The 26,969-nt window shown below is 63.4% G+C and carries 25 protein-coding genes; 12 read left to right on the forward strand and 13 right to left on the reverse strand.

Features of this window, described 5'->3' with window-relative positions; translation table 11 throughout:
- Positions 1–2: 2 nt before the first annotated feature.
- Positions 3–1,724 (reverse strand): amidohydrolase, encoded by a 1,722-nt coding sequence (locus tag AC07X9_RS03075; protein ID WP_414711420.1) that lies wholly within the window; start codon positions 1,722–1,724, stop codon positions 3–5.
- Positions 1,725–1,738: 14 nt separating this feature from the next.
- Positions 1,739–2,608 (reverse strand): NAD(P)-dependent oxidoreductase, encoded by an 870-nt coding sequence (locus AC07X9_RS03080; RefSeq protein ID WP_026002285.1) that lies wholly within the window; start codon positions 2,606–2,608, stop codon positions 1,739–1,741.
- A 96-nt stretch (positions 2,609–2,704) separates the two neighbouring features.
- On the opposite strand from AC07X9_RS03080, the gene AC07X9_RS03085 reads away from it, so the two are divergent.
- From AC07X9_RS03085 to AC07X9_RS03095, 3 genes are all read left to right on the forward strand, one after another.
- Positions 2,705–3,952: a threonine ammonia-lyase gene (locus AC07X9_RS03085; protein WP_017182542.1), complete on the forward strand. Its 1,248-nt coding sequence runs from the start codon at positions 2,705–2,707 to the stop codon at positions 3,950–3,952.
- A gap of 114 nt (positions 3,953–4,066) precedes the next feature.
- Complete coding sequence (locus AC07X9_RS03090; RefSeq protein WP_017182541.1) at positions 4,067–4,885, forward strand: arginyltransferase; 819 nt, start codon at positions 4,067–4,069, stop codon at positions 4,883–4,885.
- A gap of 147 nt (positions 4,886–5,032) precedes the next feature.
- Positions 5,033–7,531, forward strand: a complete 2,499-nt coding sequence (locus AC07X9_RS03095; protein ID WP_086485474.1) for a sensor domain-containing protein — start codon at positions 5,033–5,035, stop codon at positions 7,529–7,531.
- A gap of 51 nt (positions 7,532–7,582) precedes the next feature.
- Here AC07X9_RS03095 and AC07X9_RS03100 read toward each other — a convergent pair whose 3' ends face one another.
- Together AC07X9_RS03100 and AC07X9_RS03105 are read right to left on the reverse strand one after the other, a co-directional pair.
- Entirely contained in the window at positions 7,583–8,674 is a 1,092-nt protein-coding gene (locus AC07X9_RS03100; RefSeq protein WP_017182539.1) for an RcnB family protein, read from the reverse strand.
- A gap of 165 nt (positions 8,675–8,839) precedes the next feature.
- A complete protein-coding gene (locus AC07X9_RS03105) occupies positions 8,840–9,325 on the reverse strand; it encodes a GAF domain-containing protein (protein WP_017182538.1) in 486 nt (161 codons plus the stop codon).
- Between the two features lie 100 nt (positions 9,326–9,425).
- Here AC07X9_RS03105 and AC07X9_RS03110 point away from each other — a divergent pair, with 100 nt between their 5' ends.
- Positions 9,426–10,391, forward strand: coding sequence for a phosphatase PAP2 family protein (locus tag AC07X9_RS03110; RefSeq protein ID WP_198430263.1), 966 nt, complete (start codon positions 9,426–9,428; stop codon positions 10,389–10,391).
- Here the strand turns inward: AC07X9_RS03110 and arfB are convergent.
- Together arfB and AC07X9_RS03120 are read right to left on the reverse strand one after the other, a co-directional pair.
- Entirely contained in the window at positions 10,388–10,813 is a 426-nt protein-coding gene (arfB, locus tag AC07X9_RS03115; protein ID WP_017182536.1) for an alternative ribosome rescue aminoacyl-tRNA hydrolase ArfB, read from the reverse strand. The two genes, AC07X9_RS03110 and arfB, sit on opposite strands and share 4 nt — an antisense overlap.
- Before the next feature lie 30 nt (positions 10,814–10,843).
- Entirely contained in the window at positions 10,844–11,521 is a 678-nt protein-coding gene (locus tag AC07X9_RS03120) for an RluA family pseudouridine synthase (RefSeq protein ID WP_017182535.1), read from the reverse strand.
- A gap of 73 nt (positions 11,522–11,594) precedes the next feature.
- Between AC07X9_RS03120 and AC07X9_RS03125 the strand changes: the two genes are divergently transcribed.
- Positions 11,595–12,563 carry an acyltransferase family protein gene (locus AC07X9_RS03125; protein WP_017182534.1) on the forward strand — a complete coding sequence of 323 codons (969 nt, stop codon included), beginning with the start codon at positions 11,595–11,597 and terminating at the stop codon, positions 12,561–12,563.
- Positions 12,564–12,566: 3 nt separating this feature from the next.
- Here the strand turns inward: AC07X9_RS03125 and aguB are convergent, their stop codons facing one another.
- Positions 12,567–13,415 (reverse strand): N-carbamoylputrescine amidase, encoded by an 849-nt coding sequence (aguB, locus tag AC07X9_RS03130; RefSeq protein WP_019053233.1) that lies wholly within the window; start codon positions 13,413–13,415, stop codon positions 12,567–12,569.
- Between the two features lie 117 nt (positions 13,416–13,532).
- Positions 13,533–14,516, reverse strand: a complete 984-nt coding sequence (locus tag AC07X9_RS03135) for an agmatine deiminase family protein (protein WP_026002284.1) — start codon at positions 14,514–14,516, stop codon at positions 13,533–13,535.
- 116 nt (positions 14,517–14,632) lie between these two features.
- Here AC07X9_RS03135 and AC07X9_RS03140 point away from each other — a divergent pair, with 116 nt between their 5' ends.
- Complete coding sequence (locus AC07X9_RS03140) at positions 14,633–15,067, forward strand: DUF6265 family protein (protein ID WP_017182531.1); 435 nt, start codon at positions 14,633–14,635, stop codon at positions 15,065–15,067.
- A gap of 97 nt (positions 15,068–15,164) precedes the next feature.
- Here AC07X9_RS03140 and AC07X9_RS03145 read toward each other — a convergent pair whose 3' ends face one another.
- On the reverse strand, positions 15,165–16,853 hold the full coding sequence (locus AC07X9_RS03145; protein WP_017182530.1) for a M28 family peptidase: 1,689 nt from the start codon (positions 16,851–16,853) through the stop codon (positions 15,165–15,167).
- Between the two features lie 173 nt (positions 16,854–17,026).
- Here AC07X9_RS03145 and AC07X9_RS03150 point away from each other — a divergent pair, with 173 nt between their 5' ends.
- On the forward strand, positions 17,027–18,985 hold the full coding sequence (locus AC07X9_RS03150) for a S9 family peptidase (RefSeq protein ID WP_086485475.1): 1,959 nt from the start codon (positions 17,027–17,029) through the stop codon (positions 18,983–18,985).
- 123 nt (positions 18,986–19,108) lie between these two features.
- Here AC07X9_RS03150 and wrbA read toward each other — a convergent pair whose 3' ends face one another.
- Positions 19,109–19,708, reverse strand: a complete 600-nt coding sequence (wrbA, locus tag AC07X9_RS03155; protein WP_017182528.1) for an NAD(P)H:quinone oxidoreductase — start codon at positions 19,706–19,708, stop codon at positions 19,109–19,111.
- A 108-nt stretch (positions 19,709–19,816) separates the two neighbouring features.
- Positions 19,817–20,536, reverse strand: a complete 720-nt coding sequence (locus tag AC07X9_RS03160; RefSeq protein WP_017182527.1) for a pirin family protein — start codon at positions 20,534–20,536, stop codon at positions 19,817–19,819.
- A 105-nt stretch (positions 20,537–20,641) separates the two neighbouring features.
- Between AC07X9_RS03160 and AC07X9_RS03165 the strand changes: the two genes are divergently transcribed.
- The 3 genes from AC07X9_RS03165 (at position 20,642) to AC07X9_RS03175 (ending at position 23,536) form a co-directional block, all read left to right on the forward strand.
- The gene (locus AC07X9_RS03165) at positions 20,642–21,535 is read left to right on the forward strand and encodes a LysR family transcriptional regulator (protein ID WP_026002282.1); all 894 of its coding nucleotides are present in this window, start codon (positions 20,642–20,644) and stop codon (positions 21,533–21,535) included.
- 208 nt (positions 21,536–21,743) lie between these two features.
- Positions 21,744–22,451: a response regulator transcription factor CtrA gene (gene ctrA, locus AC07X9_RS03170; RefSeq protein WP_017182525.1), complete on the forward strand. Its 708-nt coding sequence runs from the start codon at positions 21,744–21,746 to the stop codon at positions 22,449–22,451.
- Positions 22,452–22,588: 137 nt separating this feature from the next.
- Positions 22,589–23,536: an alpha/beta hydrolase gene (locus AC07X9_RS03175; RefSeq protein ID WP_017182524.1), complete on the forward strand. Its 948-nt coding sequence runs from the start codon at positions 22,589–22,591 to the stop codon at positions 23,534–23,536.
- Between the two features lie 106 nt (positions 23,537–23,642).
- Here AC07X9_RS03175 and AC07X9_RS03180 read toward each other — a convergent pair whose 3' ends face one another.
- Together AC07X9_RS03180 and AC07X9_RS03185 are read right to left on the reverse strand one after the other, a co-directional pair.
- On the reverse strand, positions 23,643–24,269 hold the full coding sequence (locus tag AC07X9_RS03180) for a hypothetical protein (protein ID WP_017182523.1): 627 nt from the start codon (positions 24,267–24,269) through the stop codon (positions 23,643–23,645).
- A gap of 99 nt (positions 24,270–24,368) precedes the next feature.
- Positions 24,369–25,652 (reverse strand): S8 family serine peptidase, encoded by a 1,284-nt coding sequence (locus AC07X9_RS03185; RefSeq protein ID WP_017182522.1) that lies wholly within the window; start codon positions 25,650–25,652, stop codon positions 24,369–24,371.
- Positions 25,653–25,740: 88 nt separating this feature from the next.
- On the opposite strand from AC07X9_RS03185, the gene AC07X9_RS03190 reads away from it, so the two are divergent.
- Together AC07X9_RS03190 and AC07X9_RS03195 are read left to right on the forward strand one after the other, a co-directional pair.
- Positions 25,741–26,229 carry an RNA polymerase sigma factor gene (locus AC07X9_RS03190; RefSeq protein ID WP_017182521.1) on the forward strand — a complete coding sequence of 163 codons (489 nt, stop codon included), beginning with the start codon at positions 25,741–25,743 and terminating at the stop codon, positions 26,227–26,229.
- Positions 26,226–26,915, forward strand: coding sequence for an anti-sigma factor family protein (locus AC07X9_RS03195; protein ID WP_017182520.1), 690 nt, complete (start codon positions 26,226–26,228; stop codon positions 26,913–26,915). The genes AC07X9_RS03190 and AC07X9_RS03195 overlap by 4 nt, the downstream gene beginning before the upstream one ends.
- Positions 26,916–26,969: the final 54 nt, after the last annotated feature.

Here is a 26,969-nt window from a genome sequence, read left to right on the forward strand (position 1 = left end):
GGCTATTGCCCCTTCACATAGACCCGCTTGCCGCCAATCCATGTTTCCAGCACTTGCGTCGCGCGAATGTCGGCCGGGCGGGCGGTGGCAATGTCCCGATCAATCAGCAGGAAATCCGCCCGCTGCCCCGGCACCAGACTGCCAAAGCGTTTTTCCGCGAAACCGGCATAGGCGGCCTGGCGGGTGAAGCCGTCCAGTGCCGCCTCGAAACTGATCTTTTGCTGCGGCAGCCATCCGCCGATCGGTTCACCCTTACCATCCTCGCGGCTCATCGCGACGGCGATGCCGACAAAGGGATTGGGGCTTTCGACCGGCACGTCGGAGCCAAAGGCCAGCGGCACCCGGTTATCCAGCATCGCCTTCCACGCATAGGCACCCGCCAGTCGTGCCTCGCCCAGCCGCGCGGTCGCCATGCGCCAGTCGGACGCTTCATGCACGGGTTGCATCGATGCGATGATGCCGAACTGCGCGAAGCGCGGCAGGTCGGAAGGGCTGACAATCTGCGCATGTTCGATCCGCCAGCGCCGGTCGCCCTTATAGGTTTCCGACAATTCCTGGATCGCGTCCAATATCTCGCTGTTCGCCGCGTCGCCGATGGCATGGGTGGCGATCTGGAAATTGTCCATCGCCGCGCGGCTCATGATGTTGCGCAGTTGCGTGTCGGGGATCATCGGCAGACCGCGTTGCCCCGGCGCGTCCGCATAGTCCGCCTTCAGCCACGCGCCGCGCGATCCCAGCGCCCCGTCCAGCACCAGCTTGATCCCGCCCAGCCGCAGCCGGTCGTCATACAGCCATGGTGTCGGTTCCGGCCCGGCGATCAGGGTCATATTGCCGATGCCCGCCGCATAGGCCATGATCCGCACGCGCAATGCGCCCCGGTCGGCGGATCGGCGGAATGCCTGCCAATCCTCTATGCTCGTCCCCATGTCGGCAATGCCGGTGATCCCGGTCGCCAGCAACGCGCGTTGCGCCTTTTCAAAGGCGATGTCGCGGTCTTTCGGCGCAGGGGCGGGGACGACCTTTGCGATCAGGTCCATTGCCTTGTCCACGAACACGCCAGCAGGCTTGCCCGCCGCCATTTCGATCCGGCCCCCGACAGGCGCCTTGGTCGCCGCCGTCACGCCCGCCGCGCGGATTGCGGCGCTGTTGGCCCAGCCCGCATGGCCGTCCACCCGCTCCAGCCATACCGGAATATCGCTGACCGCCGCGTCCAGATCCGCCGCTGTCGGGAATCGGCCCAGCCCCCATTGTTCCTGATTCCAGCCCGTGCCGATGATCCATTTGCGGCCAGCACCATCCTGCGCATAGGCTCTGATCTTGGCCTGCGCCTCCGCCAAAGACTTGGTATCTGACAGGTCCAGCGTGATGAGCGCCAGGCCCAGCCCCATGACATGACCGTGCGCGTCGATCAGGCCGGGGATCAGCGTCTTGCCCCCCGCATCCATGCGGAAGGACAACCCTTTGGGCCGTTCGGGCCAGGGTTGGCCCTTTTTGGGCTTTTTGGGCTTATATTCCGGCTCCTGATAGCGATCAGGCAGCAATTTTTCGACCTTGCCGTCATCGTCGATCAGCAGCGCGCGAAAATGCACGATCTTGCCATTGGGATCGACCGCCATGCCGTTGACGTTATCAATGACCCCGGACGCGAAGGCGGGGAGGGTGGAGGCGGTCAGAGCCGCGATCGTCAAGCAACCTGCGCGGGCCAATGCAGCAGCGCGAACCATAGGAATGTCAGCCTTCACGCCCGCGTAATCCTTCGCACCAGCGCGCTCGTGTCCTGCCGGCTGCCGCCCAGCGCCTGCACGTCTGCGTAAAATTGATCGACCATCGCCGTCACCGGCAGGGTGGCGCCGTTCGCCCGCGCCTCTTCCAGTGCCAGCCCCAGATCCTTGCGCATCCAATCGACTGCGAAGCCGAAATCGAAACGGTCCTGCGCCATCGTTTTCCAGCGATTGTCCATTTGCCAGCTCTGCGCCGCACCGCCGGAGATCGCTTCAAAAACCGCGTCCAGATCCAGTTCCGCCGCCTGCGCAAAGCGCAGCGCTTCGGCCAGCCCTTGCAACACGCCGCCGATGCAGATCTGGTTCACCATCTTGGTCGTCTGGCCAGCCCCCGCGCCGCCGACATGGACGATCCGCGCGGCATAGGCGTTCATCACGATCTTCGCGGCGGTGACCGCCGGTTCGCTGCCGCCGCACATGATCGACAGTCGGCCATTTTCCGCGCCTGCCTGACCGCCCGATACCGGCGCATCGACGCTGTGGATGCCCCGGCTTTCGCCTTCGACGAACAATTGCCGCGCGATTCGGGCCGATACCGTTGTGTGGTCGATGAACAGCCCGCCCGGCTTCATCGTGCGAAATGCGCCCTCGCGCCCCAGCGTCACTTGGGCCAGATCGTCGTCATTGCCCACGCAACTGATGACGATGTCCGCTTCCTCGGCCGCCTTGGCCGGGCTGATCGCCACCGTGCCGCCATAGGCTTCCGCCCAGCTTTTCGCCTTGCCGATGGAGCGGTTATAGACGGTGAGGCTGTGCCCCGCCTTTGCCAGATGGCCTGCGATCGGGCCGCCCATGACGCCCAGGCCGATAAACGCGATATTAGCCATATGCCCCGTATATTTAGTGCGCCAGACCAAGCCATAGGGCCAGTTTTCCGACAGTGCCAGTTTCTTCACGCGCAATTTTCCGCTAGGGGGCGGGCCATGAACAGCTTAGCGAAGATAGAGAGCGCCTTGCCGCTGCCGATCACCGTCGATGACATTCTTGCCGCGCGGACCCGGATTGCCGGTTCGATCGTCAAGACGCCGACGCTGATCAGCCAGACTCTGTCGACGATGCTGGGCTGCAAGGTCTATCTGAAGTTTGAAAATCTTCAATTCACCGCAGCCTATAAGGAACGTGGCGCCCTCAACCGCCTGTTGCAGCTGGACGACGCGGCCAAGGCCAAGGGTGTCATAGCCGCGTCGGCGGGCAATCATGCGCAGGGGCTGGCCTATCATGGCAAGCGGCTGGGCGTGCCTGTCACCATCGTCATGCCCACGACGACGCCTACGGTGAAGGTCACCCAGACCCAGGGTCATGGCGCGACCGTGGTGCAATATGGCGAAAAGTTCGATGACGCCTATGCCCATGCGCGGCTGCTGGAGGTGGAGCAGGGGTTGACCTTCATCCATCCCTTTGACGAGCCGGACATTATGGCGGGGCAGGGGACGGTCGCGCTCGAAATGCTGGAGGATGCGCCGGAGATCGATACGCTGATCATTCCGATCGGCGGTGGCGGGTTGTTTTCCGGCATGGCGACGGCCGCACGGGCGATGAAGCCGGATATAAGGCTGGTCGGCGTGCAGGCCGAACTTTATCCGTCCATGTATGATTTCATCAAGGGCGCGGACCTTGCCTGTGACGGCGACACGCTGGCGGAAGGCATTGCCGTCAAGCAGCCGGGCGAATTGACGCGCCGCTTTGTCGAACGGTTGGCGGACGATGTGCTGCTGGTCGACGAACGACGGCTGGAGGAGGCGCTGAGCCTCTTGCTCCAGATTGAAAAGACCGTGGTGGAAGGGGCAGGGGCGGCGGGCCTTGCCGCGCTGCTGACCTATCGCGACCAATTTGTCGGCCGCAATGTCGGGCTTATCCTGACCGGCGGCAATATCGATACCCGACTGCTGGCCAATGTTCTGCTGCGCGATCTGGCCCGGTCGGGCCGTCTGGCGCGGTTGCGTATCATTCTGCAGGACCGGCCGGGCGCGCTGTTTCATGTGGCCAAGATTTTCGATCAGGAAGCGGTCAACATATTGGAACTGGCGCATCAGCGTATTTTCACGAACCTGCCGGCCAAGGGGCTGAGCCTGGACGTGGAATGCGAGACGCGCGATCGCGCCCATCTCCAGCGGCTCATCGCGGCACTGGGCGAGGCTGGCTATGAGGTTGCGCCGATCGAGGTTGCGTGACGCGCGAACGATCTCTTAACATTTCGTGGTAAACGCTCTTTTCATAGGCGCGTCGCAACGGCATAGTCGCGGCATGATCCACCCGCGCCGCCGCCACGAAGGGGATATTGGAGCGTGACTGCACCTTTTCGTTTTCCCCGCTTTTTCGTGACCAATCCGTCGCCCTGCCCCTATCTGCCGGGGCGCAGCGAGCGGAAGGTGTTTACCGAACTGAACGGGGACAACGCCGCCGAACTCAACGATGCGCTGGGCCGCATCGGCTTTCGCCGCAGCCAGAATGTCGCCTATCGCCCCAGTTGCGCCGATTGTTCGGCATGTGTTTCGGTGCGTGTCGTCACGGACGAATTTCGCCCCAACGCGACCCAGCGCAAGCTGATCCGCCGCAACAGCGACCTGACGGTCACCGCCTGCAAGCCATGGTCGACCGAAGAACAATATGCGCTGCTCCAGCGCTATCTGTCGGCACGTCATCCCGGCGGCGGCATGACCGAGATGGACGAGATGGATTTTGCCGACATGGTCGAACAGACCCCGGTCGACAGCCATGTCGTTGAATATCGCGAACCCGGCGTCGACGGGCGCGTCGGCAAGCTGGTCGGCGCTTGCCTGACGGATCGGCAGGGCGATGGCCTGTCGATGATCTACAGCTTCTTCGACACAGAGTTGGACAATCGTCCGGGGCTGGGTAATTTCATCATCATGGACCATATCCTGCGCGCTTCGGCGGCGGGCCTGCCCTATGTCTATCTGGGTTACTGGGTCGACGGTTCGGCGCGGATGCAATATAAGGTCCGCTATCGACCGCTCGAAAAGCTGAGCCGGGCCGGCTGGGTCCGGTTCGATCCTGATGAGCAGGATCAGGCTATTCGTCACGTTGCGCAGCGTGACGAGCCTCCGCTGCCAATCGAACTGGCGAGCATGTTTCGCAAATAGCGGCCCTATTCCATAGATTTGCTATTATTTTCGCGCGCGCGGCAAGTAAATCCGACCAGAATGACAGAGTGTGAGGAGGTTGTTTAACTTTCTCGGCTAGTCCTGCCATGATGAACGCAATGATGGCGACATGGGCGGAGGCTGGCGATGGATCGCTTTGCTGAACGCCGATTCGATGATTTCCGGCGAGCGCTGGATGACGGTCAGCGGATCGACATTTCATTACATGATCGAAATGAAATACTGTTTTCGCCGGTCTTTAATCATTTGTCGCCTTCCTTGTCGCGTTGGATCGCCGATGCACGGGGCCGGATATTGGCGACTGACCAGGATGCTGGTTTGGCCGGCAAGACATGGCGCGCATTGCTGGACCGCGCGGACCGTCGCGTCCTGCTGAAGGCCGCGATCGCGGAGGAGCAGCCGCAGCCCCTGACCGTGCGATTGCCGGGCACGGACGGCCAGCGGCGGTGGTGCCTTCTTCGAATGCGGCGGATGACCAGCACGGAAGGCCTGGTCCGCTATTATGGCACGTTGGAAGATGTGCACGATCGCCACGATAGCCAGGCTCGCGCGCTGGAAAGGGCGTTGGCCGAAAGCCGGGAACATTATCGCTGGTCAGTCGAACTGAGCCCGCAGGTACCGTGGACCGCTGCCCCCGATGGCGCGATTGAGGAAGTTGGACCGCGCTGGCTGAACCTGACCGGCATGGTCGCGAAGAAGGCGCTGGGAACCGGCTGGCTTGTCGCGCTCCACCCGGACGATCTGCCCCGGACTATCACCATTTGGACCAAGCATCTGGCATCCGGCGCGCCGATCGACATCGATTATCGTATCCGGCTGCGCGATGGCGGCTATCGCTGGATGCGTGCCCGCGCGGCGGCGCGCCGCGACGAGCAGGGGCAGATTGTCCGCTGGTATGGCACGCTGGAGGATGTGCACGCGCAAAAGCTCGCCCTGCGCGCGCTGGCGGACAGCGAGGAACGTTCGCGTCTGGCGGTGCAGGCGGCGCGGCTGGGCATTTGGGATTTCGACGTCGCAACTGGCGAACGCCGCTGGTCGGCTGAATTTCGCGCGATGCTGGGTCTGAGCGAGGATCAACCTGCGACCAGCGAACTGGCGCTGTCGATCGTCCATCCTGACGATCGTGAGACCCTGCGGGTCATGCTGGACGCAGTCGCTTCCGGCGCCGTTCCGCCCCATTTCGAGGCGACATTGCGGGTCCACCGCGCCAGTGATGGCGCCTTGCGCTGGATCAGGAGCAGCGGCTGGACCACACGATCTGAATCCGGACGGGCGCAGCGCGTCATCGTGACATTTCTGGACGTGACCGATCAGCGTGATGCCGAGGACCGCATCCGCTGGGCCGCAACGCATGATCCCATGACTCGCTTGCCAAACCGCGCCTTATGGCAGGCGACGCTCGACGATATGGCCGAACGACAGGGGCAAACCGGCAAACGCTTTGGCCTGCTTCTGCTCGATATTGACGATCTTAAACGCACGAATGATTCGCTGGGCCATGACGCGGGCGATGCCTTGCTATGCGCCTTTGCCGGACGCCTTGCGGCGATTGCCCCGCCGGACGCGCTTCTGGGACGGCTGGGGGGTGACGAATTCGGCCTGATCGCGCCGTCATTGACCGATGGCGCGGCACTGGAGGCGTGGAGCGCGAAGCTGATCGAAAGCCTGCGCACGCCCCATGTCCATAATGGCCGTTCGATCGATTGCGGGGTCAGCATCGGCGGCGCGGTGTTTGGCGATCATGGTGATCGGGCGGAGGATCTGCTTAAAGCGGCGGACCTGGCGCTCTATGCGTCGAAAGCCGCCGGCCGTGGCCGCCTGACCCTGTTCCATTCCGATCTGCGCGCGCAGGCACAGCAGCGCAGTTCAATGATCGGCATGGCCCGGAGCATCATCGCCGATCGGCTGGTGACACCCTATTATCAACCCAAGGTTGATCTGCGTAATGGCCAGGTATTGGGTTATGAAGCGCTGTTGCGCTGGCATCATCCGCGTTTGGGCCTGCAATTGCCCGGCAGCATAGCGGCTGGTTTTGAACATGCCGAAATTGCCGTGGCGTTGACCGAACAGATGCTCGACAGCGTTTTGCGCGATGTGCGCGGATGGTTGCAGGCCGGTCATGATCCCGGTCGCGTCGCGATCAATGCGTCCGCCGCCGATTTTGCGCGGGGGGACTTTGCGGATCGGGTGCTGGAACAACTTGCGCTGTTCGCCGTGCCGCCGGAACATCTGGAAATAGAGGTGACCGAGACTGTTTTCCTGGGCCGCGGCGCCGGGCAGGTGGAGCGGGCATTGCAGCATTTTTCAGAGGCGGGGGTGCGCGTCGCGCTGGACGATTTCGGCACCGGCTTTGCCTCGCTCAGCCACCTCAAACAATATCCGGTTGATATATTGAAGATCGATCGCAGCTTTGTCTCGAACATCGAAGAGGATGCGGGCGACGCGGCCATTGTCGACGCCATCGTCAAGCTGGGCGGCAGTTTCGGCATGGATGTCGTCGCCGAAGGGGTGGAGAGCGCAGCGCAGGCCGACCGGCTTCTGGCCCATGGCTGTATCATCGGCCAGGGCTTTCATCTGGGCCGTCCGCAGCCCCGTGCCGCCATCACGCCACCTCTGGCAAAATGACAGGGCCGCGCCCGTTGCAAGGCGCGACCCCGATGTGCTGCCCCCAAATGCTTATTTGCAGCGACACGCCCGGCGCGCTGGCTTGCGATGGCCTACGCGCTGGGTGACATAGGTGGTCGTCGTTGTCGTCGTCACCTCCGGCTCGATCGTCACCGTGGTCACGATCGGTGCGGGGTAATAATAGCCCCCCGATATATAGCCACCCCCGCCCTGGGTCGTAACCTGCACCGGCCCCTGCGACCAATGCGGCTGGCCCATATAGGCTGGCGGATCATAGTCGACGCCCGCGCCGCGCACTTCCCCCTCGAAGCGGCCTTCATATGTGCCGCTGGTCCGCTTGCCATCGGCCGTCGTCCAGGTGCCGGTCCAGCGCCCTTCATAGTCGTTCTGCGTGGTCACGCTGTCGTCGGCATAGCCATAGCCATAATCATAGCCAGCGCCCGGACGACGCGGCGGCGGCGCAGCGCCGCGTCGGGGCGCATCCTCCGCCTTGTCGATCATCGCTCCAGCCACTGCGCCGACGCCAGCGCCGATCAGCGTGCCAGCGGTGCGGTTGCCGCGTCCGGCGATCCGGTTGCCCGCCACGCCGCCGACTACCGCGCCGATCGCTGCGCCGCCAAGGCCATTGTCGGGACGACGATACCCATCGCGATCGTCATAATAGCCATCGTCGCCATAGCCGCCCTCATAACGGTCCCACGCGATGTTGCTGCGACTGTCATAGACCCGGCCATAACGGTCGGTCATCACCGCATCGTCATAATAGCGCGACCAGCCATATCCGGCCGCCGGGGCGGGCAGGCCATAGGCGCCATAATTGCCGATATAATAAGCCGGGCTGATCCAGTAGCGCGGCAGGACATAGCCATAGACCGGGCGCTGATAGCCATTCCAGCCACCCGGCGCGCGCCAGCCCGCATACCAGCGACCGTTCTGACGCGGACCCCAGCGATGCCCGCCATTCCAGGTCATGCCGGGTCGGGGGGCGTGGGTCATCGGTCGGCCGCCACCCTTCCATCCGCCGCCAGACCAGCCGCCTTTGGCACCATGGCTCATGCCGGGGCCGTTGCCTGCCAGTGCCGGGCTAGCCGCGCCCGCCAGCGCGATGCTCGCGCCCAGAAGGAGAAGGCCGGATGTCCGCATGGTTAACGCTCCCTGTTTTCCCACAGCGGAAAGGCGCCGCGCGGGTCAAATTGCTAACGCTCTGTTTAGCATGGTGATCCGGGGCTATCCATGCGTGCGAGGGTTAAATCCTGTCCCGAAACGGGGCGAAACAGGCGACCCTGGCGGGAAGGAGGGTTAACGCCTTCAGCAGATCCGGGCGGCAATCCGAGCGACCAGTGCTTGCAACCCGTGCGCGTCGTCCGAGTCGAAGCGCGCGGGACGCGGGCTGTCGAGATCCAGCACACCGATCACCGCGCCATCGCTGAGGATCGGCACGACGATTTCCGAGGCGCTGGCAGCGTCGCAGGCGATGTGGCCGGGAAAGGCGTGGACGTCCGCCACAAGTTGCGTCTCGCCCGTCGCCGCCGCGGTGCCGCATACACCGCGACCCAGGGGGATACGGATGCAGGCAGGCTTGCCCTGAAACGGCCCCAGCACCAGCTCGCCCTCCACCATGCGATAAAATCCCGCCCAGTTGAGGTCGGGCAAAAATTGCCAGAGCAGCGCGGCGACATTGGCCATGTTGGCAACATGGTCCGCCTCATCGCGCGTCAACGCATCGGCGGCGGAGAGCAGGTCGGCATAGAGCGTCGCCTTGTCGGCGGTATCGGTGGGCGCGAAGTCGAACATGGAGCGGATATAGGCTTGGTGATGGGGCAGGGCCAGAGGCTGAATTTAGACATTGGTAACCTTGTTTTGCTAGCGCGTGCTGAGCTAGCGGAGCAGCAGCATGAATATATTGAAATCCAACCTACCGCCGGAGATCAGTATTTCGCTATTGATGATCACGGTGATGGTCGCTTTTGCTGCAATTTTTCAATTGCCGATAGTGTATCCCACAGGTGAACGTGCTGCATTTGTTGGCATACATTATCTATATCCGCTCATGGGTGTCGGGGTTTGGGGTGCATTTGCTTTTTACGGGCAAAGACGCGCGATAGCGCGAACATTTCTGATCGCGCTTCCATGCTATGTTGTTGTTTTGTTTGTTTATTTTAACATAAAGCTATGGATACCGCATATCAATCCATATTTATTCGACGAATTTTATTGGGAAATAGATCAAAAATTTAGGCCATTGGTAGACATATGTATGGTCTTGCGCCGATCGATGACGGTATTTATTCCCTATGAAGCCAATTTCTATATGATTGGCTATATTGCGATGTTCTATGGAAGCTTTTGCTATCATGCATTTCGCACGCCGGACAAATTTTCGGAATTGGTTATTGCCGCGCTGCTTCTGCAAGGCTTAGGAACATTAGCCTATCTTGTTGCGCCTGCGATCGGTCCATTCATCTATGAAGCCGGGTTGAATCCAATGGTGACGGCGGGCCAGCATAGCATGTTGGACTTCTACAATCAGTCGATCGCGGAAGGGCCAATTTGGCTGGCGCGCAATGGGGGGAAAGCCTTCACTGTAGGCTTGGCCGCCATGCCATCGCTCCATTCCGCAGCGGCGTTTCTGTTTCTGAGCTTCGCCTGGAAGCACGGACGAATTCTGGTGCCGCTTTATGCCTTCATCACCTTCTTCATTTTCGTGACCGCTGTCGCTACCCGCTGGCATTATCTGATCGACGTGCCAATCGGTGTCTTGATTGCGTGGGTGAGCCTCAAGGGAGCGGAGCGCTTGTCGCGGACCCCCTCTATGGAAACCGCGACACTGTCTCGACTCTTGGCGGAACAACCCGCCTAATCCACCCGCACCTTGCCGCGTCCCTGTTTGATGGTCGCGCGTTTTACCTTGCCCTCTACCCTGCGTTTTTGCGAGGCTTTGGTGGGTTTTGTCGGGCGGCGTTTTTTGGGGACGATGGTGGCTTCGCGTATCAGCGCGATCAGCCGGTCGCGCACATCCTGGCGGTTGAGCAGTTGCGACCGCGCGCCTTCGCTGCGCAGGATCAATATGCCCTCGCGCGTCATGCGTGTTCCTGCAAGGTCCGCCAGACGATTTTTCACAGCGTCTGGCAGGCCGGGCGAATTGGCGACATCGAAGCGCAGCATCACTGCGCTGTCGGTTGTGTTGACGTGCTGGCCGCCCGGACCCGATGCGCGGGTGTAGCTTTCGATAATCTCGTCGCTATCGATGGAAATCGAGCGTGTGATGGCGATGGCGACCATGGCGTGACTGTATCGGCTCGATCGTGCTCGTCAAAGCCCGGCTTGGTCCAGCAATTCCTGTCCGAACCCGGCCGCAGCAAAGGTGGCGGGCAAGGGGGCGGTCGCCTCCGCCGCTGGCTTGTCGCCGCGCGGGATGCTGAGAAAGCGGCTGTGGAGCAGCATCGGCACGCCGCCTGTCCCATAGACCGGATCGCCCACGATGCCAAAGCCCAGGCCATGGAGCGCGTGGACGCGGATTTGATGCGTGCGCCCGGTCTGCGGCGTGAAGGCGATGAGCGCGCGGCCGTCCTTTTCAGCAACCTTGCGCCAGCGGGTGACGGCGACCTTGCCTGCCTTGGCCGGGATCATGCGCCAGCCTTCGCTCGCGCTGCTGATCTTCGACAGCGATAATTCGATCGTGCCGCCCTCTTCCGCAGGGATGCCGTCAACGACCGCGACATAGCGTTTGGCGACAGTCCCGGCCTCGAACGCGCCGGCGAAGCGCTTATGCGCCTTGGGATTGCGGGCAAGCAGCAGGCAACCGCTGGTGTCGCGGTCCAGCCTGTGGACGGGCAGCGGCCAGCGGGCAAAGCCGAAGGTCAGCGATTGCAGATGGTTTTCGAGCGCGATGGACCCGTCGCGCGGCGCATCGACCGGCAGGCCCGCTGGCTTGTCTAGAATGATGGCCTCGCCATCGATGAAGAGGACATGGTCGGTAAGCAGGGCCAAGGAAAGGGTCCGATCGGGAAACAGGGCTGGGGCGCATTGACGCGCGCGTCCCGTCCTATAGGGCGTGGAGGCTATGGAGCATAGAGGGGAGAATGGCGGCGGCAACAAGGCCGCCGGGGATCGGCTCGATTGGGTCGATGTCGCGCGCGGCATTGGCATTGTCGCGGTCGTTGTCGGCCATGTATGGACGCGCGGACCGTTGCGCGATGCGCTCTACAGTTTTCATATGCCGCTCTTCTTCCTGCTGTCCGGCATGCTGTCGCGGCCACAGCCGATCGGCGCTTTTACCCGCCGCCAACTGGCCGCGCAGATGCGGCCCTATGCCATCTTCCTGACGCTGCTGATCGTCGCGGATCAGATTATCGAGCCGCTAAAGGGTGGTCGTCCGATCTTTCACCAATGGCCAGGCGATCTGTTGCCGATCCTGCTGGGTGGCTCCTGGCTGCGCGGGCCTTATACGATCTTCTGGTTCATTCCCTGCCTGATGGTCGCCCGCATCCTGTTCAACGTCGCGTTGACGCGCTGGCCCGATGCGCTGGACCGGCGCTGGGGGATGCTGCTGATTCCGATGACGGGTATGGCCTATGGGCTGGGCTGGGCAACGCAGGCGTCGCCGCTGGGACTGCTCAGCGTCCCGATGGCGCTTGTGTTGCTCTGGATCGGCGCGGCATGGGGGCGGGTGGGCTGGCGCAACGGCTTCATTGCGCCGCTGGCCATCCTGTCGATCGCGGGACTGGCGGGCTGGTTCCCGACGCTGAACATGAAGATCGCCGATTATGGCTGGCCGCTGCTGTCGATCGGGTCGGCAATCGCCACATCACTGCTGATCGTCGTTATCGCCCGTCGGATCGCGCCCCATGCCGCGCCGCTGGCATCGCTGGGCCGGGCGTCGCTGGTGATCATGTATCTGCATGTGGCGTTCATCCATTATCTCTCGCCCTATCTGGGCAAGCCATGGCTGACGGCGATAGCATTGCTGGTGCCGTTTGCGATGTTCTGGCTGATCCGCCGATCGCCGCGCGCGACCCGGCTGCTGCTTTAGCGGTCAGACGTCCTGCGCGATCCGCCCGTACAGGTCGGGCCGCCGGTCGCGAAAGAAGCCCATGCCCGCCCGGTGCGTCCGCGCCTGCGCCAGATCGAGCGTCGCGACGAGCGCGCCCATATCCCTGGCGTCGGCTTCGGCAGCGAAATCACCCCATTGGTCTGTGATGAAGCTGTGGCCGTAAAAGCTCTGGCCATCCTCTTCGCCAATGCGGTTGGCGGCGATCACGGGCATGCAGTTGGATACGGCATGGCCGATCATCGCCCGCCGCCACATCCGGCTGGTATCGAGGTCCGCATCATAGGGCTCGGAGCCGATCGCGGTCGGGTAGAACAGCATCTCCGCACCCATCAGCGCCATGATCCGCGCGCATTCGGGATACCATTGGTCCCAGCAGATGCCGACGCCGATCGTGCCATATCTGGTCGGCCAGACCTTGAAGCCGCTATTGCCGGGGCGGAAATAATATTTCTCCTCATAACCCGGCCCGTCGGGAATATGGCTCTTGCGATAGACGCCCATGATGTCGCCCTGATCGTCGATCATAGCGAGCGAATTATAATGATGCTGCCCGTCGCGCTCGAAAAAGCTGGTTGGGATATAGACGCCCAGATCCTTGGCCAGCTTGCGCATTTCCTGCACGGCGGGATGCTCGTCCACCGGCTGTGCCCGCGCGAACAGGGCCTCGTCCTCGACGCGGCAGAAATAGGGGCCTTCGAACAGTTCTGGCGGCAAGATGATCTTCGCCCCGCGCGCGGCGGCCTTGGCCACATGGGTCGCCACCCGGTCGATATTCTCGCTCATATCGTCTGTGAAGGCGAGTTGGAGCGCGGCAACGGTAACTTTGGTCATGCTGTTCGTTTCTCCGTTCGCCCTGAGCCTGTCGAAGGGCTCCATCGAGCGATTGCGAGGTGCCTTCGCTTGCGCTCGGGCGCGGGCTTCGACGTCGCTCGGCCCGAACGGTTGAGGTTAGATACTCGGCATTTGCTGGCTGCAACAATGAAAGCTGCCGCCGCCTGACAATATGGCATCGCTGCGCAGCCCGACAATATCCCGACCTGGAAAGAAGGGGCGCAGGGCATCGAGAGCGGCCTGATCATTAGGCTGGCCATAGATGGGCACGATGACGGCTGCGTTGCCGATATAGAAATTCATGTAGCTGGCGGGGATCGCTTCTCCATCCACGATCACCAGCCCCGGCGACGGGATGTCCACGACCTCTATGCCATGGGCCTTTGCCCGCGCCCGTGCATCGGCGTAGATCGCCGCATTGGGATCGTCGTCCGTCGTTGCGATCGGCAGCGCCAGCAGGCCATCGCCGACGAAGCGCGCCAGATTGTCGACATGGCCGTCGGTATGATCGTTCAGCAACCCGTCGCCCAGCCACAGCATGTCGGAAAGGCCAAGGCTTCCGGCAAGCAGAGTCTCGATCTTGCCGCGATCCAGATCAGGGTTGCGATTGGGGTTCAGCAGGCATTGCTCCGTCGTCACGAACAGGCCGCTGCCATCGGTATCCACCGCGCCCCCTTCGAATATCCAGTTCTGGGCCGAAGTCGGCAGGCCGGTCGTGGCCGCCAGCCGCGCGCCAATATCCTCGTCGCCGGGCATCTGATATTTGCCGCCCCAGCCATTGAATCCGAAATCGACGAGCGCCCGCGCCTTGCCGTTCAGCACCGCGATGGGCGCAGTGTCGCGCAGCCAGACGTCGCCCAGCCGGTGCTCGATGATCGTGACGCCCGGCGCGACCAATGCCCGTGCGGCCTCCGCATCTGCTGCATTGGCGGCGACCAGCCGAACCTCTTCCCCCTGTCCCCCGGCATGGAGTGCGCTGGCAAAGGCGGCGATTTGCGTCCGCGCGGCTTCAAAAGCGCCGGGCCATTCGGCCGGGTTCGTCGGAAAGCCGATCCAGGTCCAGTCGTGCGGCGCCCATTCGGCGGGCATACGGAATGTCATGATATGGTCCTTGCTCGGCAGCGGCGCCGATCCGTGATAGCGGGCGTTATGCGCGCTCCATAGCGTGCCGGATCGGGTCTGGACAGAGGGCGAAAGCCGTGAAGAGAAGAGTTTCGATGGTTGCTGCTGCCCTTTTGCTGGCATTGTCCGCAACAGCGCGTGCGGGCGAATTGCCCGACTGGCTGACGGGCGAATGGCTGCAAGTGCGGGACGATCGCTGGACCGAGGAGGTGTGGACACTCCCGCGCGGGGGCGTGATGATCGGCGTGGGGCGGACCGGGCGTGGTGGCGTGCTGCGATCGTGGGAAGTCATGCGGATCGTGCGGGCGGCTGACGGATCGCTCGCCTTCCACGGCGCACCCGAAGGCGGGACAGCGACGATATTCCCGGCCATTGCAGAAGGCGTGCGGGACATCAGCTTCGCCAATCCCGACCATGATTATCCGCAACGCATCCGCTATTGGCGGGAGGGGCGGCTGTTGATGGCCGAAACGGCGAAAATGGATGGCAGCCAGACACAAAGCTGGACATATGCGCCGATGGGCGAGTGAATGACCAACCGCCGCTCGCTTCGAGCATCGTCGAGAAGCCGCCTACACAAATGCAGCGCTTATCGACTTCGCTCGATACGAACGGAGGCGGGACGGATTACTTCCCCGCCCGGTCCTTGTCCCGAATGGCGCGGAACTCGTCGCCTTCCACCCAATTGGGCCAGTCGCTGCCGGTCGCCAGATCGCGGCCGACAGTATAATAGAGTTTCAGGTCGGCCAGCACCCCGGTCCAGTCCCAATTGGGATCATATTCGTCCTTGGGGCCATGATAGCGGTTCTTGGTATAATCCTCCGCAGCGGCGTTACCCGCTGCCGTGCCGCCGTTGACCAGATCCTCGCCCCCCTCGAAATAGAGCATCGGCAAGCCATGCTTGGCAAAGCTGAAATGGTCGGATCGGTAATAATAGCCCTTCTCCGGGGTAGGCTCCAGCGTCGCGACGCGCCCCTGTGCGCTGAGCGCCCGGTCGAGATAGGCATCAAGCTGCGACTTGCCCTTGCCGATCACCACGACATTTTTGGCGAGGCCCGCGACCGAGAGGGCGTCCATATTCACGCCGCCCACGGTCTGTGCGAAGGGGAACACCGGGTTGCTGCCATAATAGGCCGATCCAAGCAGCCCCGATTCCTCTGCCGTCACCGCCAGAAACACCTGGCTGCGATCGGTCGGCCCCGCCTTCACATTGGCTTCCGCCAGGGCCACCAGCGCCGCAGTGCCGGTCGCATTGTCGACGGCGCCGTTGCAGATGTCGTCGCCGTCCGGTGCAGCCTGGCAATGGCCCAGATGGTCCCAATGGGCGCTGTAAAGCACATATTCGTCGGGTCGCGTCTTGCCGGGCAGCAGCGCCACGACATTTTTGGACATATGTTTGCGCAGGTCATTGTCGAACGACACCGACGCCTTGACCGCGCCCAGCGGCACGGCCTTGAAGCCCGGCTTCCTGGCCGCTGCCATCTGCGCATCAAGGTCCATCCCCGCGCTGGCGAACAGGGCCTTCGCCTTGTCCTTCTGGATCCAGCCGATCGCGGCGGAAAGGCCGGCATTGCCGTCCGCACTGTCGGCGACATGCTGCGCGCCGGTCCAGCTCGACTGCACCACATTCCAGCCATAGGCGGCAGGCACCGTATCGTGCACGATGATCGCGGCGGCCGCGCCCTGTCGCGCCGCTTCCTCATATTTATAGGTCCAGCGGCCATAATAGGTCATCGCCCGGCCATTGAACGGCCCGGTCAGTCCCGGCGTTTCATAATCGGGATCATTGACCAGGATGATGACCGTCTTGCCCTTCACATCCACGCCGGCATAATCGTTCCACCCTTTTTCAGGGGCGTTGATGCCATAGCCGACAAACACGACCGGGCTGTCCTTGACCGCGATTTTCGGCTGCGTGGTGCGATAGGTGCCGATCACCATTTCCGGGCCATAGGTCGCGCTGACCGGGTTCTTGCCGCCCGTGAAGCTGAGCGGCGACACATTTTTCGCGGTAATCTCGACCAGCGGGACATCCTGAAACCAGCTGCCCTTGTTGCCGGGTTTCAGGCCCAGCTTGCCGAATTCGGCCGCGAGCAGGGCCAGCGTCTTTTCCTCGCCGGCCGAACCGGGCGCGCGGCCTTCATAGGCGTCGGACGAAAGCTCCTGCACCAGCCGTTTCATCGTGTCGATCGACGGTTCGACCGCAGCCGGAGTCGTCGCCGATGCCGAAGCGGGCGGCGCGTCGGTACCGTCGCTGGAACAAGCGGCGAGCGGGAGGGCGAGGGCGGCCGCAATGGCCAGCAGCGACGTTCGCATCAGGGCATATCCCCTATCTGAGAGTTGTTATTATACGATTGTAATGCCCCGTGATGCCATTGTGAGAGAGCAAGGGCAAGCAAGGCAGTTGCGCGCGACATCCGCTTCGCTTAGCCCCTGAACCAACAGGAAAATTTGGGGGGAATTCGGGCATGGTCCGTTTCGGTAAAGCAATGATGTTGGCGCTGCTGGCGGCGGGGACAGCGCAGGGCGCGCTCGCCCAGACGCAACCCGACGCGCTGGCCAAAGCCTTTGGCGCGCGCGAGACAGTGATTTCCGCCAGCCTCTCGCCGGATGGCTCGAAAATCGCGCTGGTTTCCGCAGGGCCGGGGCGAAGCAGTCGCGCTTATGTGCTTGAGGCCAGGAAAGGCGCTGAACTGGTTGCGGCCGCGACGACGTCCGGCAATCCGGATTATATGTCCCGCTGCGACTGGGTCGCTGCCGCCCGACTCGCTTGCCAGATTTATAGTGAAACGCGCTACGCTGACGATGTGTATGGATCCAGCAATGTGTTCGCGGTCGATGCGTCAGGCGGCAATACCAAGCTGCTGAGCCAGCGGCGCGGCCAGAACGCGCTATCCTACGACTTTCGCGGTGGTGACATCGTGGATCTGCTGCCGGGAGAGGACGGCGCGATCCTGATGACCCGTTCCTATGTTCCGGAAGCCAAAATCGGCAGTCTTATCGAAAAACGCCTGGAGGGCCTGGGGGTCGACCGAATCGACACGCGCAGCGGCAGCGGGAAGCGGGTCGAGACACCGGCCAAATTGGCGATCGATTATATCTCCGATGGCGTCGGTAACGTTCGCGTCATGGGGATGCAGGAGATCAAGGGAACGGGCTATTCCAAGGGGACCTATAAATTCCTCTATCGGCCGCAGGGAAAGTCGGGCTGGAGCGATCTGTCCACTTACGACGTGCGCGACAATAGCGGCTTCTATCCGCTCGCTGTCGATCCGCAGAAGAACATCGTCTATGGCTTTGAAAAGACTGACGGGCGCGATGCGCTGGTGTCGATTTCGCTGGACCCGGCGCTTGAAAAGAAGGTCGTTTTTGCCCATCCGCAGGTGGACGTTACCGGGCTGATCCGCGTCGGGCGTGACCGGCGGGTTGTCGGCGCGAGCTACGCGCTCGACCATCGCGAAGCCATCTATTTTGACCCGACGGTGTCATCGCTGGTCACATCGCTGGGCAAGGCGCTGGGCGGCAAGTCCATCCATATCGGCGACATGAGCAGCGACGGCCAAAAAGTGTTGGTGTGGGCGGGTAGCGACATCGATCCGGGCCAATATTATCTGTTCGACCGCACGGCGCGCAAATTGTCGCCGCTAATGCCCGATCGTCCCGAATTGGCAGACCGCCAGTTGGCGAAAATGCAGTCCGTTAGTTTCAAGGCGGGCGATGGCGTCACGATCCCGGCCTATCTGACGCTGCCGCCCGGCAAGGAAACGGCCAAGGGGTTGCCAGCAATCGTGATGCCGCATGGCGGCCCGGAGGCGCGCGACGAATGGGGCTTCGACTGGATGGTGCAATATTATGCCGCGCGCGGCTTTGCCGTCATCCAGCCGCAATTTCGCGGGTCGGCTGGTTTTGGCGAGCAATGGCTGATGCGCAACGGCTATCGCTCGTGGCGCAAGGCGATCAACGACGTTGTCGATGCCGGACGCTGGCTTGTCGCGCAGGGCATTGCCGATCCCGCCAGACTGACGATCGCTGGCTGGTCCTATGGGGGCTATGCCGCGCTACAGGCGCAGGTGATCGATCCTGATCTCTTCAAAGCTGTCGTCGCGATTGCCCCCGTTACCGATTTTGGCGATCGGCTGCGGCGTGCCCAGTTTGATAGCAGCTATCTGGTGCAGCAGCAGCGCATGGGCACGGGAACGGAAGCCGAGGAAGCGTCCCCCTCCAGCCACGCCGCGCAGTTCCGCGCGCCGGTGCTGATGTTCCACGGCACCGCAGACGGCAATGTCGACGTCACCCAGGCGAAGATCATGCAGGGCAAGCTGGAAGGGGCGGGCAAGCGCAGCCGTCTCGTCATTTATGACGGGCTTGCACATGGTCTGAACGATAGTGATGCCCGCGCCGACATGCTGCAACAGAGCGCTGACTTCCTGCTCGCCGCCGGGAAATAGGCGATGGAAAAGGAGGCTGGCGCACAGTCCTTACGCACCAGCCTCCGCGGCTTGCCTTCACCCTGGTACGACCCGGAGGCTCGGCAGCTGCAACTTACAGACGATGTGAGCGGCCGATAACCGTCAGCCGTGCAGTTTGATCGCGGTTTCCGCGATCCGGCGGCCCTGATAGCGCGCGCCGTCCAGTTCCTCTTCGGACGGCTGGCGGCTGCCGTCGCTGTCGGCCAGCGTCGTCGCGCCATAGGGCGATCCGCCGCGCACCTTGTCCACGCCAATCTGGCCCTGGAAGCCATAGTCCAGACCCACGATGGTCATGCCGAAATGCAGCAGGTTGGTGATGATCGAAAACAGCGTGGTTTCCTGTCCGCCATGCTGGCTGGCGGTCGAGGTGAACGCCCCGCCTACCTTGCCATTGAGCGCGCCGCGCGCCCACAGCCCGCCGGCCTGGTCCAGGAAGGCCGCCATCTGGCTGGATATGCGGCCAAAACGGGTGCCGGTGCCGACGATGATCGCGTCATAGCCCGCCAGTTCTTCCACGCTCGCGACCGGGGCGTCCTGATCCAGTTTGAAATACGCGTTCTTGGCGACTTCGAGCGGTGCGGTTTCGGGTACGCGCTTGATGTCGACCTGCGCGCCCGTGGCGGCAGCGCCTTCGGCGACTGCCTTGGCCATCGTTTCGACATGCCCGTAGGAAGAATAATAGAGAACCAGAACCTTAGCCATGATGTGCTCCTTGGTTGAAGGGGAGAAGGGGTGCCGCCCGCGCAAGGGGAGGGGGAGAGTGCGCGGGCGGCGGCCAGCCCGTCCGGGGGGAAGGACGGGCCGGAAAGCCTAGATGCTGTCGACCAGGACGATTTCGGCATCCTCGATCGCGGTGATGGTGATGGGCGCGCCGCCAATGATCGCCGCGCCATCGCGTGCTTCAAACGTCTCGCCATCGATAGTGATCCGTCCCGTCGCGGGCACGAGATAGAGATGGCGTCCTTCCGCACTGTCATAGGTCACGCTCTCACCCGCACGGATGGTGCCGCCCAGCAGGCGCGCGTCGGCGCGGATACGCAGGGCTTCCGCGTCCTCGTCATAGCCGCTGGCCAGCACGATCAGCTTGCCCGACCGCTCGCCACGCGGAAACGGCTTGGCGCCCCAGCTTGGGCTGCCGCCGCGTGCGCGCGGGATGACCCAGATCTGGAACAGGGTGGTCGTTACGTCCTCCAGATTATATTCGGCGTGCCGGATGCCGGTGCCGGCCGACATGACCTGAACATCGCCCGCTTGCGTGCGGCCCTGATTGCCCAGGCTGTCCTTGTGCGTGATCGCGCCGGTGCGGACATAGGTGATGATTTCCATGTCGGCATGGGGGTGGGGCGGAAAGCCCGAACGCGGGCCGATCTCGTCATCATTCCATACCCGGATCGCACCCCAGTGCATGCGATCGTCGTCATGATAATCGGCGAATGAAAAATGGTGGCGGGCGTTCAGCCAGCCATGATCGGCATGACCCAGCGACGCGAAGGGGCGGCGCTCGATACGGTTTGCGGTATGCGTGTTCATATCCTTGCCTTTCCAGATATCGACCGGACTTCCGGCTTGCTTTCCGCCAATCTAGTGATCAGGATCGTTTCCGAAACACGCAGCATCGAAACGGATTGTTTCCCCATGCGACTACCTGATTTTGAGGCCTGGGCGATGTTCGCCGCCGTGGTCGAACATCGCAGCTTCACCGACGCGGCCAGGGCGCTGAGCGTGTCGAAAGCCACTGTGTCCAAGGCCGTGACCCGGCTGGAAGAGCATCTGGATACCAGCCTTTTCAACCGCACCAGCCGCCGTCTGGCGTTGACCGAAAGCGGCAAGAGGCTGGCTGACCATGCCCATCGCATATTGGCCGAAGGGCAGGCGGCGGAGGAAGCCGCGCGCGAGGAAACTGCCGACCTGTCGGGTGTCGTCCGGCTTGGCGCGCCGATGAGCTTTGGCCTGTTGCGCATCGCCCCGCTGATCGCCCGCTTCACGCAGGAACATCCGCTGGTCGATATCGACCTGCATCTGTCCGACGCGCATATCGACCTTATCGAAATGGGACTGGATGCGACCATCCGCATCGCCGACATGCCCGACAGTTCGCTCCGCGCCCGCCGTCTGGCCGACGTGGATATTCATGTCGTCGCGTCACCCGCCTATCTGGGGGCGCGGGGACGGCCCATGCATCCGTCCGATCTGAGCGGTCATGACTGCTTCTGCTATTCCAATGTCACTACGCCGGACGTGTGGCGCTTTGCCGGACCGGGGCAACAAAATGTGGTGGTGCAGGTCCGATCGCGCCTGACCGTCAATAGCGGCGACGCGATGTTGCCGGCCCTGCGCGCCGGCGTGGGCATCGCCCGGCTGCCCGATTTCATCGTGGGTGAAGCGCTGGCCAGCGGCGAACTGGAAGAGGTGCTGGTCGATTGGCGCGCGCCGCCCTTTGGCCTCCATCTCGTCACGCCGCCGTCGCGATTGCGCCCCGCCCGCGTCGATGCGCTGCTGGATTTCATCACCCGGCACCATGGCTGCTGATGCTCGTTTCGCAGGTGAATCATTCTTGACTCGCGGAGAATCGTTTCGGCCTCAACTCTTTGTAAATAGATTCGTTTTTTGGCGACTCGTGGATTTCTGCGGGTTAGCGAAAAATTAACCTTTGTCCTTCAGAAGTTTTTTGGTTAATGAATTGGAGTAGATGCCGTTCTGGTGGGGTGAACGGACCTGCGACGCAAAGGGGCTTCACATGCGCGTGCTGCTGATTGAGGATGAACCGACCACCGCCAAGGCGATTGAGCTGATGCTCACGACCGAAGGTTTCAATGTCTACACAACCGATCTGGGCGAGGAAGGTCTCGATCTCGGCAAGCTGTATGATTACGACATCATCTGCCTGGATCTCAACCTGCCCGACATGCACGGCTATGACGTGCTGAAGAAGCTTCGCGCTGCCAAGGTGCAGACGCCGGTGCTGATCCTGTCGGGTATTGCCGAAATGGACAGCAAGGTCCGCTCCTTCGGCTTTGGCGCCGACGATTATGTGACCAAGCCCTTCCATCGCGAAGAGCTGATCGCCCGTATCCACGCCGTGGTGCGCCGGTCGAAGGGCCATTCGCAATCGGTCATCCGTACCGGCAAGCTGGCCGTCAACCTGGACGCCAAGACGGTGGAAGTGGACGGCAACCGCGTTCACCTGACCGGCAAGGAATATGCCATGCTGGAGCTGCTCTCGCTCCGCAAGGGCACGACCCTGACCAAGGAAATGTTCCTCAACCATCTTTATGGCGGGATGGACGAGCCGGAACTCAAGATCATCGACGTGTTCATCTGCAAGCTGCGCAAGAAACTGGCGCTGGCCTGCAACGGCGACAATTATATCGAAACCGTCTGGGGCCGTGGCTATGTGCTGCGCGATCCGGAAGAGGCGCTGGAAGAACAGGCCAAGGTCGCCTGACGCTTTCGCGCGTCATGCGCTAAACGGGGGGTGTAAAGGCCGGTGATCCGACAGGATCATCGGCCTTTTCCGTTGTGACGGGGCCGGGCCTGCCATAGGAGAATGTCCGCCAAGGATATAATTTCCCAGGAGAGGCCATGACGACCCGCCATCTGATTGATCCAGAAATCGTCCCCGTGCTCGATTTTCTGCCAGATCTGGACCTGAGCCACGATGCGCTGCCGATCATGCGGGCGGGCATGGCTGCGATGGAACGGCCTGGGCCGGTGGCAATTCCCGACATTCGCATGATCCCCGGTCGCGATGGCGCGCCGGATGTGCCGCTTCATATCTTCAATGCCGATCCTGCCGCTCGGCCCCGTCCAGCCATATTGCACATCCATGGCGGTGGCATGGTGATGGGGACGGCTGATGCGGCGAGCCGCTCGATCGGGCCGATGGCAGAGGCCATGGGGTTCGTCGCCGCCTCCGTCGATTATCGACTGGCGCCCGAAACAGCCTTTCCGGGGCCACAGGAGGATTGCTACGCCGCGCTCGCGTGGCTGGTCGCACAGGCCGATACGCTTGGCATCGATCCGCAGCGCATCGTCGTGTTGGGGGAAAGCGCCGGTGGCGGGCTGGCGGCGGCGCTGGCGCTGATGGTGCGGGACCGGGGCGACATGGCGCTGGCGGGACAAATGCTCATCTATCCCATGCTGGACCATCGCACCGGCGGAGCGGAATGCCGCTGGCAATCGGCAGGCACCGGCGAATTCATCTGGACACGCGCTTCCAACCAGTTTTGCTGGGACGCATTGCGCGGCGATTATGGCTGCGACGATGCGCGCAAGGGCTGGTTCTCTCCGGCGCTGGCGGATGATCTGGCTGGATTGCCGCCGACCTATGTGGCGGTCGGGGCGCTCGATCTGTTTCTCGACGAGGATCTGGATTTCGTACGGCGTCTGGCCGGGGCAGGGGTGCCGGTGGAATGTCATGTCTATCCGGGCGCGATCCATGCTTTCGACATCGTGGCGACCGCGCGCGTCGCGCAGCAATCGCGCAATGACCTGACCGGCGCAATCCGCCGGATGCTTGCTCTCGATTGATGCAAAAATGGGCCGACGATCCGGTCTGGATCGTCGGCCCGGTCAGGCGACGGGGCGGGATATGACGGCTTGGAACTTGGCCGCCATCCCCCTTTCCCCTGCGGGGTCAATCTTCCGCCTGACTTTCAGGAGCGGCGCTGGTCGAACCAGCAGTTTGTCCACCCCCTGAAACCTGGCCGCTGGCGTCGATCGATGCAGCGCCGTTTACAGCGCCGGTTGCGCTGCCAACGGTCGATCCTGCCCGATCACGAACCGCGCCAACGGCCTGTCCAGCCCGGTCCTTGGTTGTACTGACGGCACCGTTCGCACGATCCCGTACTGCCCCGACGCCATTGGCGGCCCGATCACGCACATTGCCCACGGCATTGCGCGCATCGCTGGTACCCAGCGTGTCGACCGCCAGACTGCCACCCGCCGATCCGCTGGCCGAACCCGACGCGCTGCCGCTGCGGCTCTTGTCCCGGCGGGTCAGTGAACCGCTGGCATTGCCATCGGCCCGGCCATTGCCCGATCCGTTCGCGCCGACCCGGCCATTGTCGAGGTCGATGCTGCGGTCGAGGCCGATGCCACCGCTGCCCGACCCGCCCAGCGTGCCGCCCAAGCTGCCGCCTACGCCGCCGATCGACCCGCCCAGCAGACCGCCACCGCCACCGCCGCCCAGCAACTGGGCCGATGCGGGAACCGCGGTCAGCGTTGCGATACAGGCCGCCACGATCATGAACTTGCTCTTCATCGCTTGTCTCCTTGTTGACTGTCGATGCAATGCAGGGACAACGGGAGGAGACAGGCGTTTAATCCCGCGCTGGCGGAAAAAATCGTAACCGATTAAAAATTAGTCATTATTTCTGCATGTGGCGCAAATGATCCCCTTGCCGAAGCCGCGCGCCTTGCCCTTTGGCGCCTCCACTTCAGCCAGCAGCGCATTCAGGCTGCCCCGCACCAGCAGCCGCCCCGCGACCAGCGGCGCGGCAAAGCTGGTGCCGCGCACCGCGCCCTTGCCGCCGTCACTGCGCGCTGCGTTCATGTCCGCGCCCGGTGCGGCAAAATCGACATGGGCGGCGCGGCCTGCTTCAGGCAACAGGCGTCCGCGTCCGTCAATGCCGGTGACGGCGACCACATCCGTATAGGAAGCGGGGTAGGCGGGCGGTGCTGCCGGGCCGTCATTGCCCACCGCTGCGACCACCGTGACGCCCTTGTCGCGCGCCAGCCGGATCGCCCCCGCCAATAGCGGATTGTCCGGTCCGACCAGGCTGACCGTGACGACCGGCACGCCGCGCGCTGCCATCCAGCCCAGCGCGCGCACGATCGCAAAGGCGCCGCCGCCCGCCGGATCATCGCCATAGACGTCCGCGACCAGCAAGGGCGCGCCCGGCGCCGCGCCGCGCACGCTGCCTGTCCCGCTGATCAGCGAAGCGACCGCCGTGCCATGGGCGCTTGCGCGCGGCGCGCCACGCGCGAAGCCACGCTGTTCGACCGGCCCCGTCAGCGCCGGATGGCGCGCGACGCCGCCGTCGATCAGTCCCGCTGCGCCGCGTCCGACCGTACCGCCTCCAGCCAGTACCCCCACTGCCGCGCCATTGGCCGACCCGCCGGGGAAATAGAGATTGTCGGCGCTGGCCTGCGCCCTGGGCGCGATCCTGCGCACATCCTTCAGCGCCCGCGCCAGACTGCGGCCCTGCGGCACCTGCAACCGCGCAATGGTCAGGTCCAGCCCGTCCACCGCCTCGTTATCCACGCCAAAACCCGCGGCTTTGAGCGCGTCGAGACTGGCGGCATCCGCGCCGGTCAGCAATATCACTCCCCGCCGCGCGGGTTCGCGCCGGTCGTCCAGTTCGACCCTATCGCCATGCCGCCGCAGCAGATCGCCCACCCGTGTCGCGCGCGCCGCCACCAGCCGATCGGCCAGCCGCGCCGGGGACAGGCGCTCCAGTCCGCTGCCCTCGACCAGCCCGTCGACCCGGTTCAGCACATCGGGCACCACCTGCCCGACGGGCCCGCTGCCGCCCAGCAGTTGCGCCTGTGCGCCCGGCGCAATCAGCATCAGCCCGGCGATCATCCAGGGGCGGGTCAATTTCATGGCGTCGTCACCGGTCCTTTCGGGTGCATGATAAACCATCGCACGAATATTTCCGTTTTTTCCTCGGCTGTGGGATGAAACGACCGGGCAGGCACGTTTCATCCCAGGAACATTGTACGGAGGCCCGATGTCGTTCGAGCATGATTTGCTGGCGATCCTGCCCAGGTTGCGGCGCTTTGCCGCCAGCTTGTCGCGCGATCGTGCCGATGGCGACGACCTGTGCCAGGCCGCGCTGGAGCGGGCGCTCAAGGCGCGCGACCAATGGCAGCCGGGCACTCGCCTCGACAGCTGGATATATCGGATCATGCGCAACCTGTGGATCGACGAAGCCCGCGCGCGCCAGCGGGCGGCCAGGACATTCGCGCCGGAGGAAGCGGGCGAGCATGTCGGTCATGCCGGCGATCATGACATAGAAACGCATATGCGCCTGTCCGACGTGGATCGGGCGATGCAGGCGCTGCCGGATGAACAGCGCGAAGCCATCGCGCTCGTGCTGGTGGAGGGCCTGTCCTACAAGGAGGCCGCCGCCGTGCTGGGGGTGCCGATGGGCACGCTGACATCGCGGCTGGTGCGCGGGCGCGGGGCGCTCATTGAACTGATGGGGGAAGCGGCATGACCGATATTGACGAAGCCATGCTGATCGCACTGGTCGATGGCGAACTGGATGATGTGACCCGCCGCCGCGTCGAACGCGCCATGGCGGAAGACCCTGCACTGGCCGAGCGCGTGGCGATGCACCGCCGGTTGCGGGAGCGGCTGGCGGGCCATTATGCGCCGATCGCGCAGGAACCGCTGCCTGAGGCAATGCGCGCTCTGGTGGAGGATAGCGCCAGGGTCGTGCCTTTGGCGCGTCCTGCGCCGCGCTGGCGGGGATGGGTGACGGGTGGCGCGATCGCCGCAAGCCTCGTGCTGGGCCTTGGCCTTGGTCGCCTGAGCGGCGGGGAGGGCGGACCGATCGGCGTGCAGAATGGCGTCATGATCGCGCAGGGCGGGCTGGCGCAGGCGCTCGACACGCAACTGGCCTCGGCACAGGGCGATGGCGAGATCCGCATCGGCCTGACCTTCCAGCGCAAGGGCGGCGGCTGGTGCCGCAGCTTCGACGGGACACTCGCGGGCGTTGCTTGTCGTGAGGGCGATGGCTGGCAAGTGCAACAGGCGCTGCCCGGCGCGGGGCAGGCGCATGGCTATCATCAGGCGTCGTCAGCGGACGTGCGGGTCATGGCGACGGTCGACGCGCTGATCGAAGGCGCGCCCGTTGACGCGGCGGGGGAGAAGGCCGCGAAGGCGAAGGGCTGGCGTTAGGGACCACCGCCCGTTCGCTCTTCGCGTCGCTATTCCTGATGGCGTTTCAGTCCG

The organism is Sphingobium sp. GW456-12-10-14-TSB1, from assembly GCF_059424385.1.

Excerpts from the sequence above, each read along its gene's own strand:
- aguB (WP_019053233.1), bottom strand. The coding sequence starts at position 13,415 with ATGACCAAAGTTACCGTTGCCGCGCTCCAACTCGCCTTCACAGACGAT.
- AC07X9_RS03095 (WP_086485474.1), top strand. The coding sequence starts at position 5,033 with ATGGATCGCTTTGCTGAACGCCGATTCGATGATTTCCGGCGAGCGCTG.
- AC07X9_RS03135 (WP_026002284.1), bottom strand. The coding sequence starts at position 14,516 with ATGACATTCCGTATGCCCGCCGAATGGGCGCCGCACGACTGGACCTGG.
- ctrA (WP_017182525.1), top strand. The coding sequence starts at position 21,744 with ATGCGCGTGCTGCTGATTGAGGATGAACCGACCACCGCCAAGGCGATT.
- AC07X9_RS03105 (WP_017182538.1), bottom strand. The coding sequence starts at position 9,325 with ATGTTCGACTTCGCGCCCACCGATACCGCCGACAAGGCGACGCTCTAT.
- AC07X9_RS03100 (WP_017182539.1), bottom strand. The coding sequence starts at position 8,674 with ATGCGGACATCCGGCCTTCTCCTTCTGGGCGCGAGCATCGCGCTGGCG.
- wrbA (WP_017182528.1), bottom strand. The coding sequence starts at position 19,708 with ATGGCTAAGGTTCTGGTTCTCTATTATTCTTCCTACGGGCATGTCGAA.
- AC07X9_RS03185 (WP_017182522.1), bottom strand. The coding sequence starts at position 25,652 with ATGGTTTATCATGCACCCGAAAGGACCGGTGACGACGCCATGAAATTG.
- AC07X9_RS03085 (WP_017182542.1), top strand. The coding sequence starts at position 2,705 with ATGAACAGCTTAGCGAAGATAGAGAGCGCCTTGCCGCTGCCGATCACC.
- AC07X9_RS03075 (WP_414711420.1), bottom strand. The coding sequence starts at position 1,724 with ATGGTTCGCGCTGCTGCATTGGCCCGCGCAGGTTGCTTGACGATCGCG.
- AC07X9_RS03150 (WP_086485475.1), top strand. The coding sequence starts at position 17,027 with ATGATGTTGGCGCTGCTGGCGGCGGGGACAGCGCAGGGCGCGCTCGCC.
- arfB (WP_017182536.1), bottom strand. The coding sequence starts at position 10,813 with ATGGTCGCCATCGCCATCACACGCTCGATTTCCATCGATAGCGACGAG.
- AC07X9_RS03125 (WP_017182534.1), top strand. The coding sequence starts at position 11,595 with ATGGAGCATAGAGGGGAGAATGGCGGCGGCAACAAGGCCGCCGGGGAT.
- AC07X9_RS03195 (WP_017182520.1), top strand. The coding sequence starts at position 26,226 with ATGACCGATATTGACGAAGCCATGCTGATCGCACTGGTCGATGGCGAA.
- AC07X9_RS03110 (WP_198430263.1), top strand. The coding sequence starts at position 9,426 with ATGAATATATTGAAATCCAACCTACCGCCGGAGATCAGTATTTCGCTA.
- AC07X9_RS03080 (WP_026002285.1), bottom strand. The coding sequence starts at position 2,608 with ATGGCTAATATCGCGTTTATCGGCCTGGGCGTCATGGGCGGCCCGATC.
- AC07X9_RS03190 (WP_017182521.1), top strand. The coding sequence starts at position 25,741 with ATGTCGTTCGAGCATGATTTGCTGGCGATCCTGCCCAGGTTGCGGCGC.
- AC07X9_RS03145 (WP_017182530.1), bottom strand. The coding sequence starts at position 16,853 with ATGCGAACGTCGCTGCTGGCCATTGCGGCCGCCCTCGCCCTCCCGCTC.
- AC07X9_RS03160 (WP_017182527.1), bottom strand. The coding sequence starts at position 20,536 with ATGAACACGCATACCGCAAACCGTATCGAGCGCCGCCCCTTCGCGTCG.
- AC07X9_RS03180 (WP_017182523.1), bottom strand. The coding sequence starts at position 24,269 with ATGAAGAGCAAGTTCATGATCGTGGCGGCCTGTATCGCAACGCTGACC.
- AC07X9_RS03140 (WP_017182531.1), top strand. The coding sequence starts at position 14,633 with ATGGTTGCTGCTGCCCTTTTGCTGGCATTGTCCGCAACAGCGCGTGCG.
- AC07X9_RS03165 (WP_026002282.1), top strand. The coding sequence starts at position 20,642 with ATGCGACTACCTGATTTTGAGGCCTGGGCGATGTTCGCCGCCGTGGTC.
- AC07X9_RS03175 (WP_017182524.1), top strand. The coding sequence starts at position 22,589 with ATGACGACCCGCCATCTGATTGATCCAGAAATCGTCCCCGTGCTCGAT.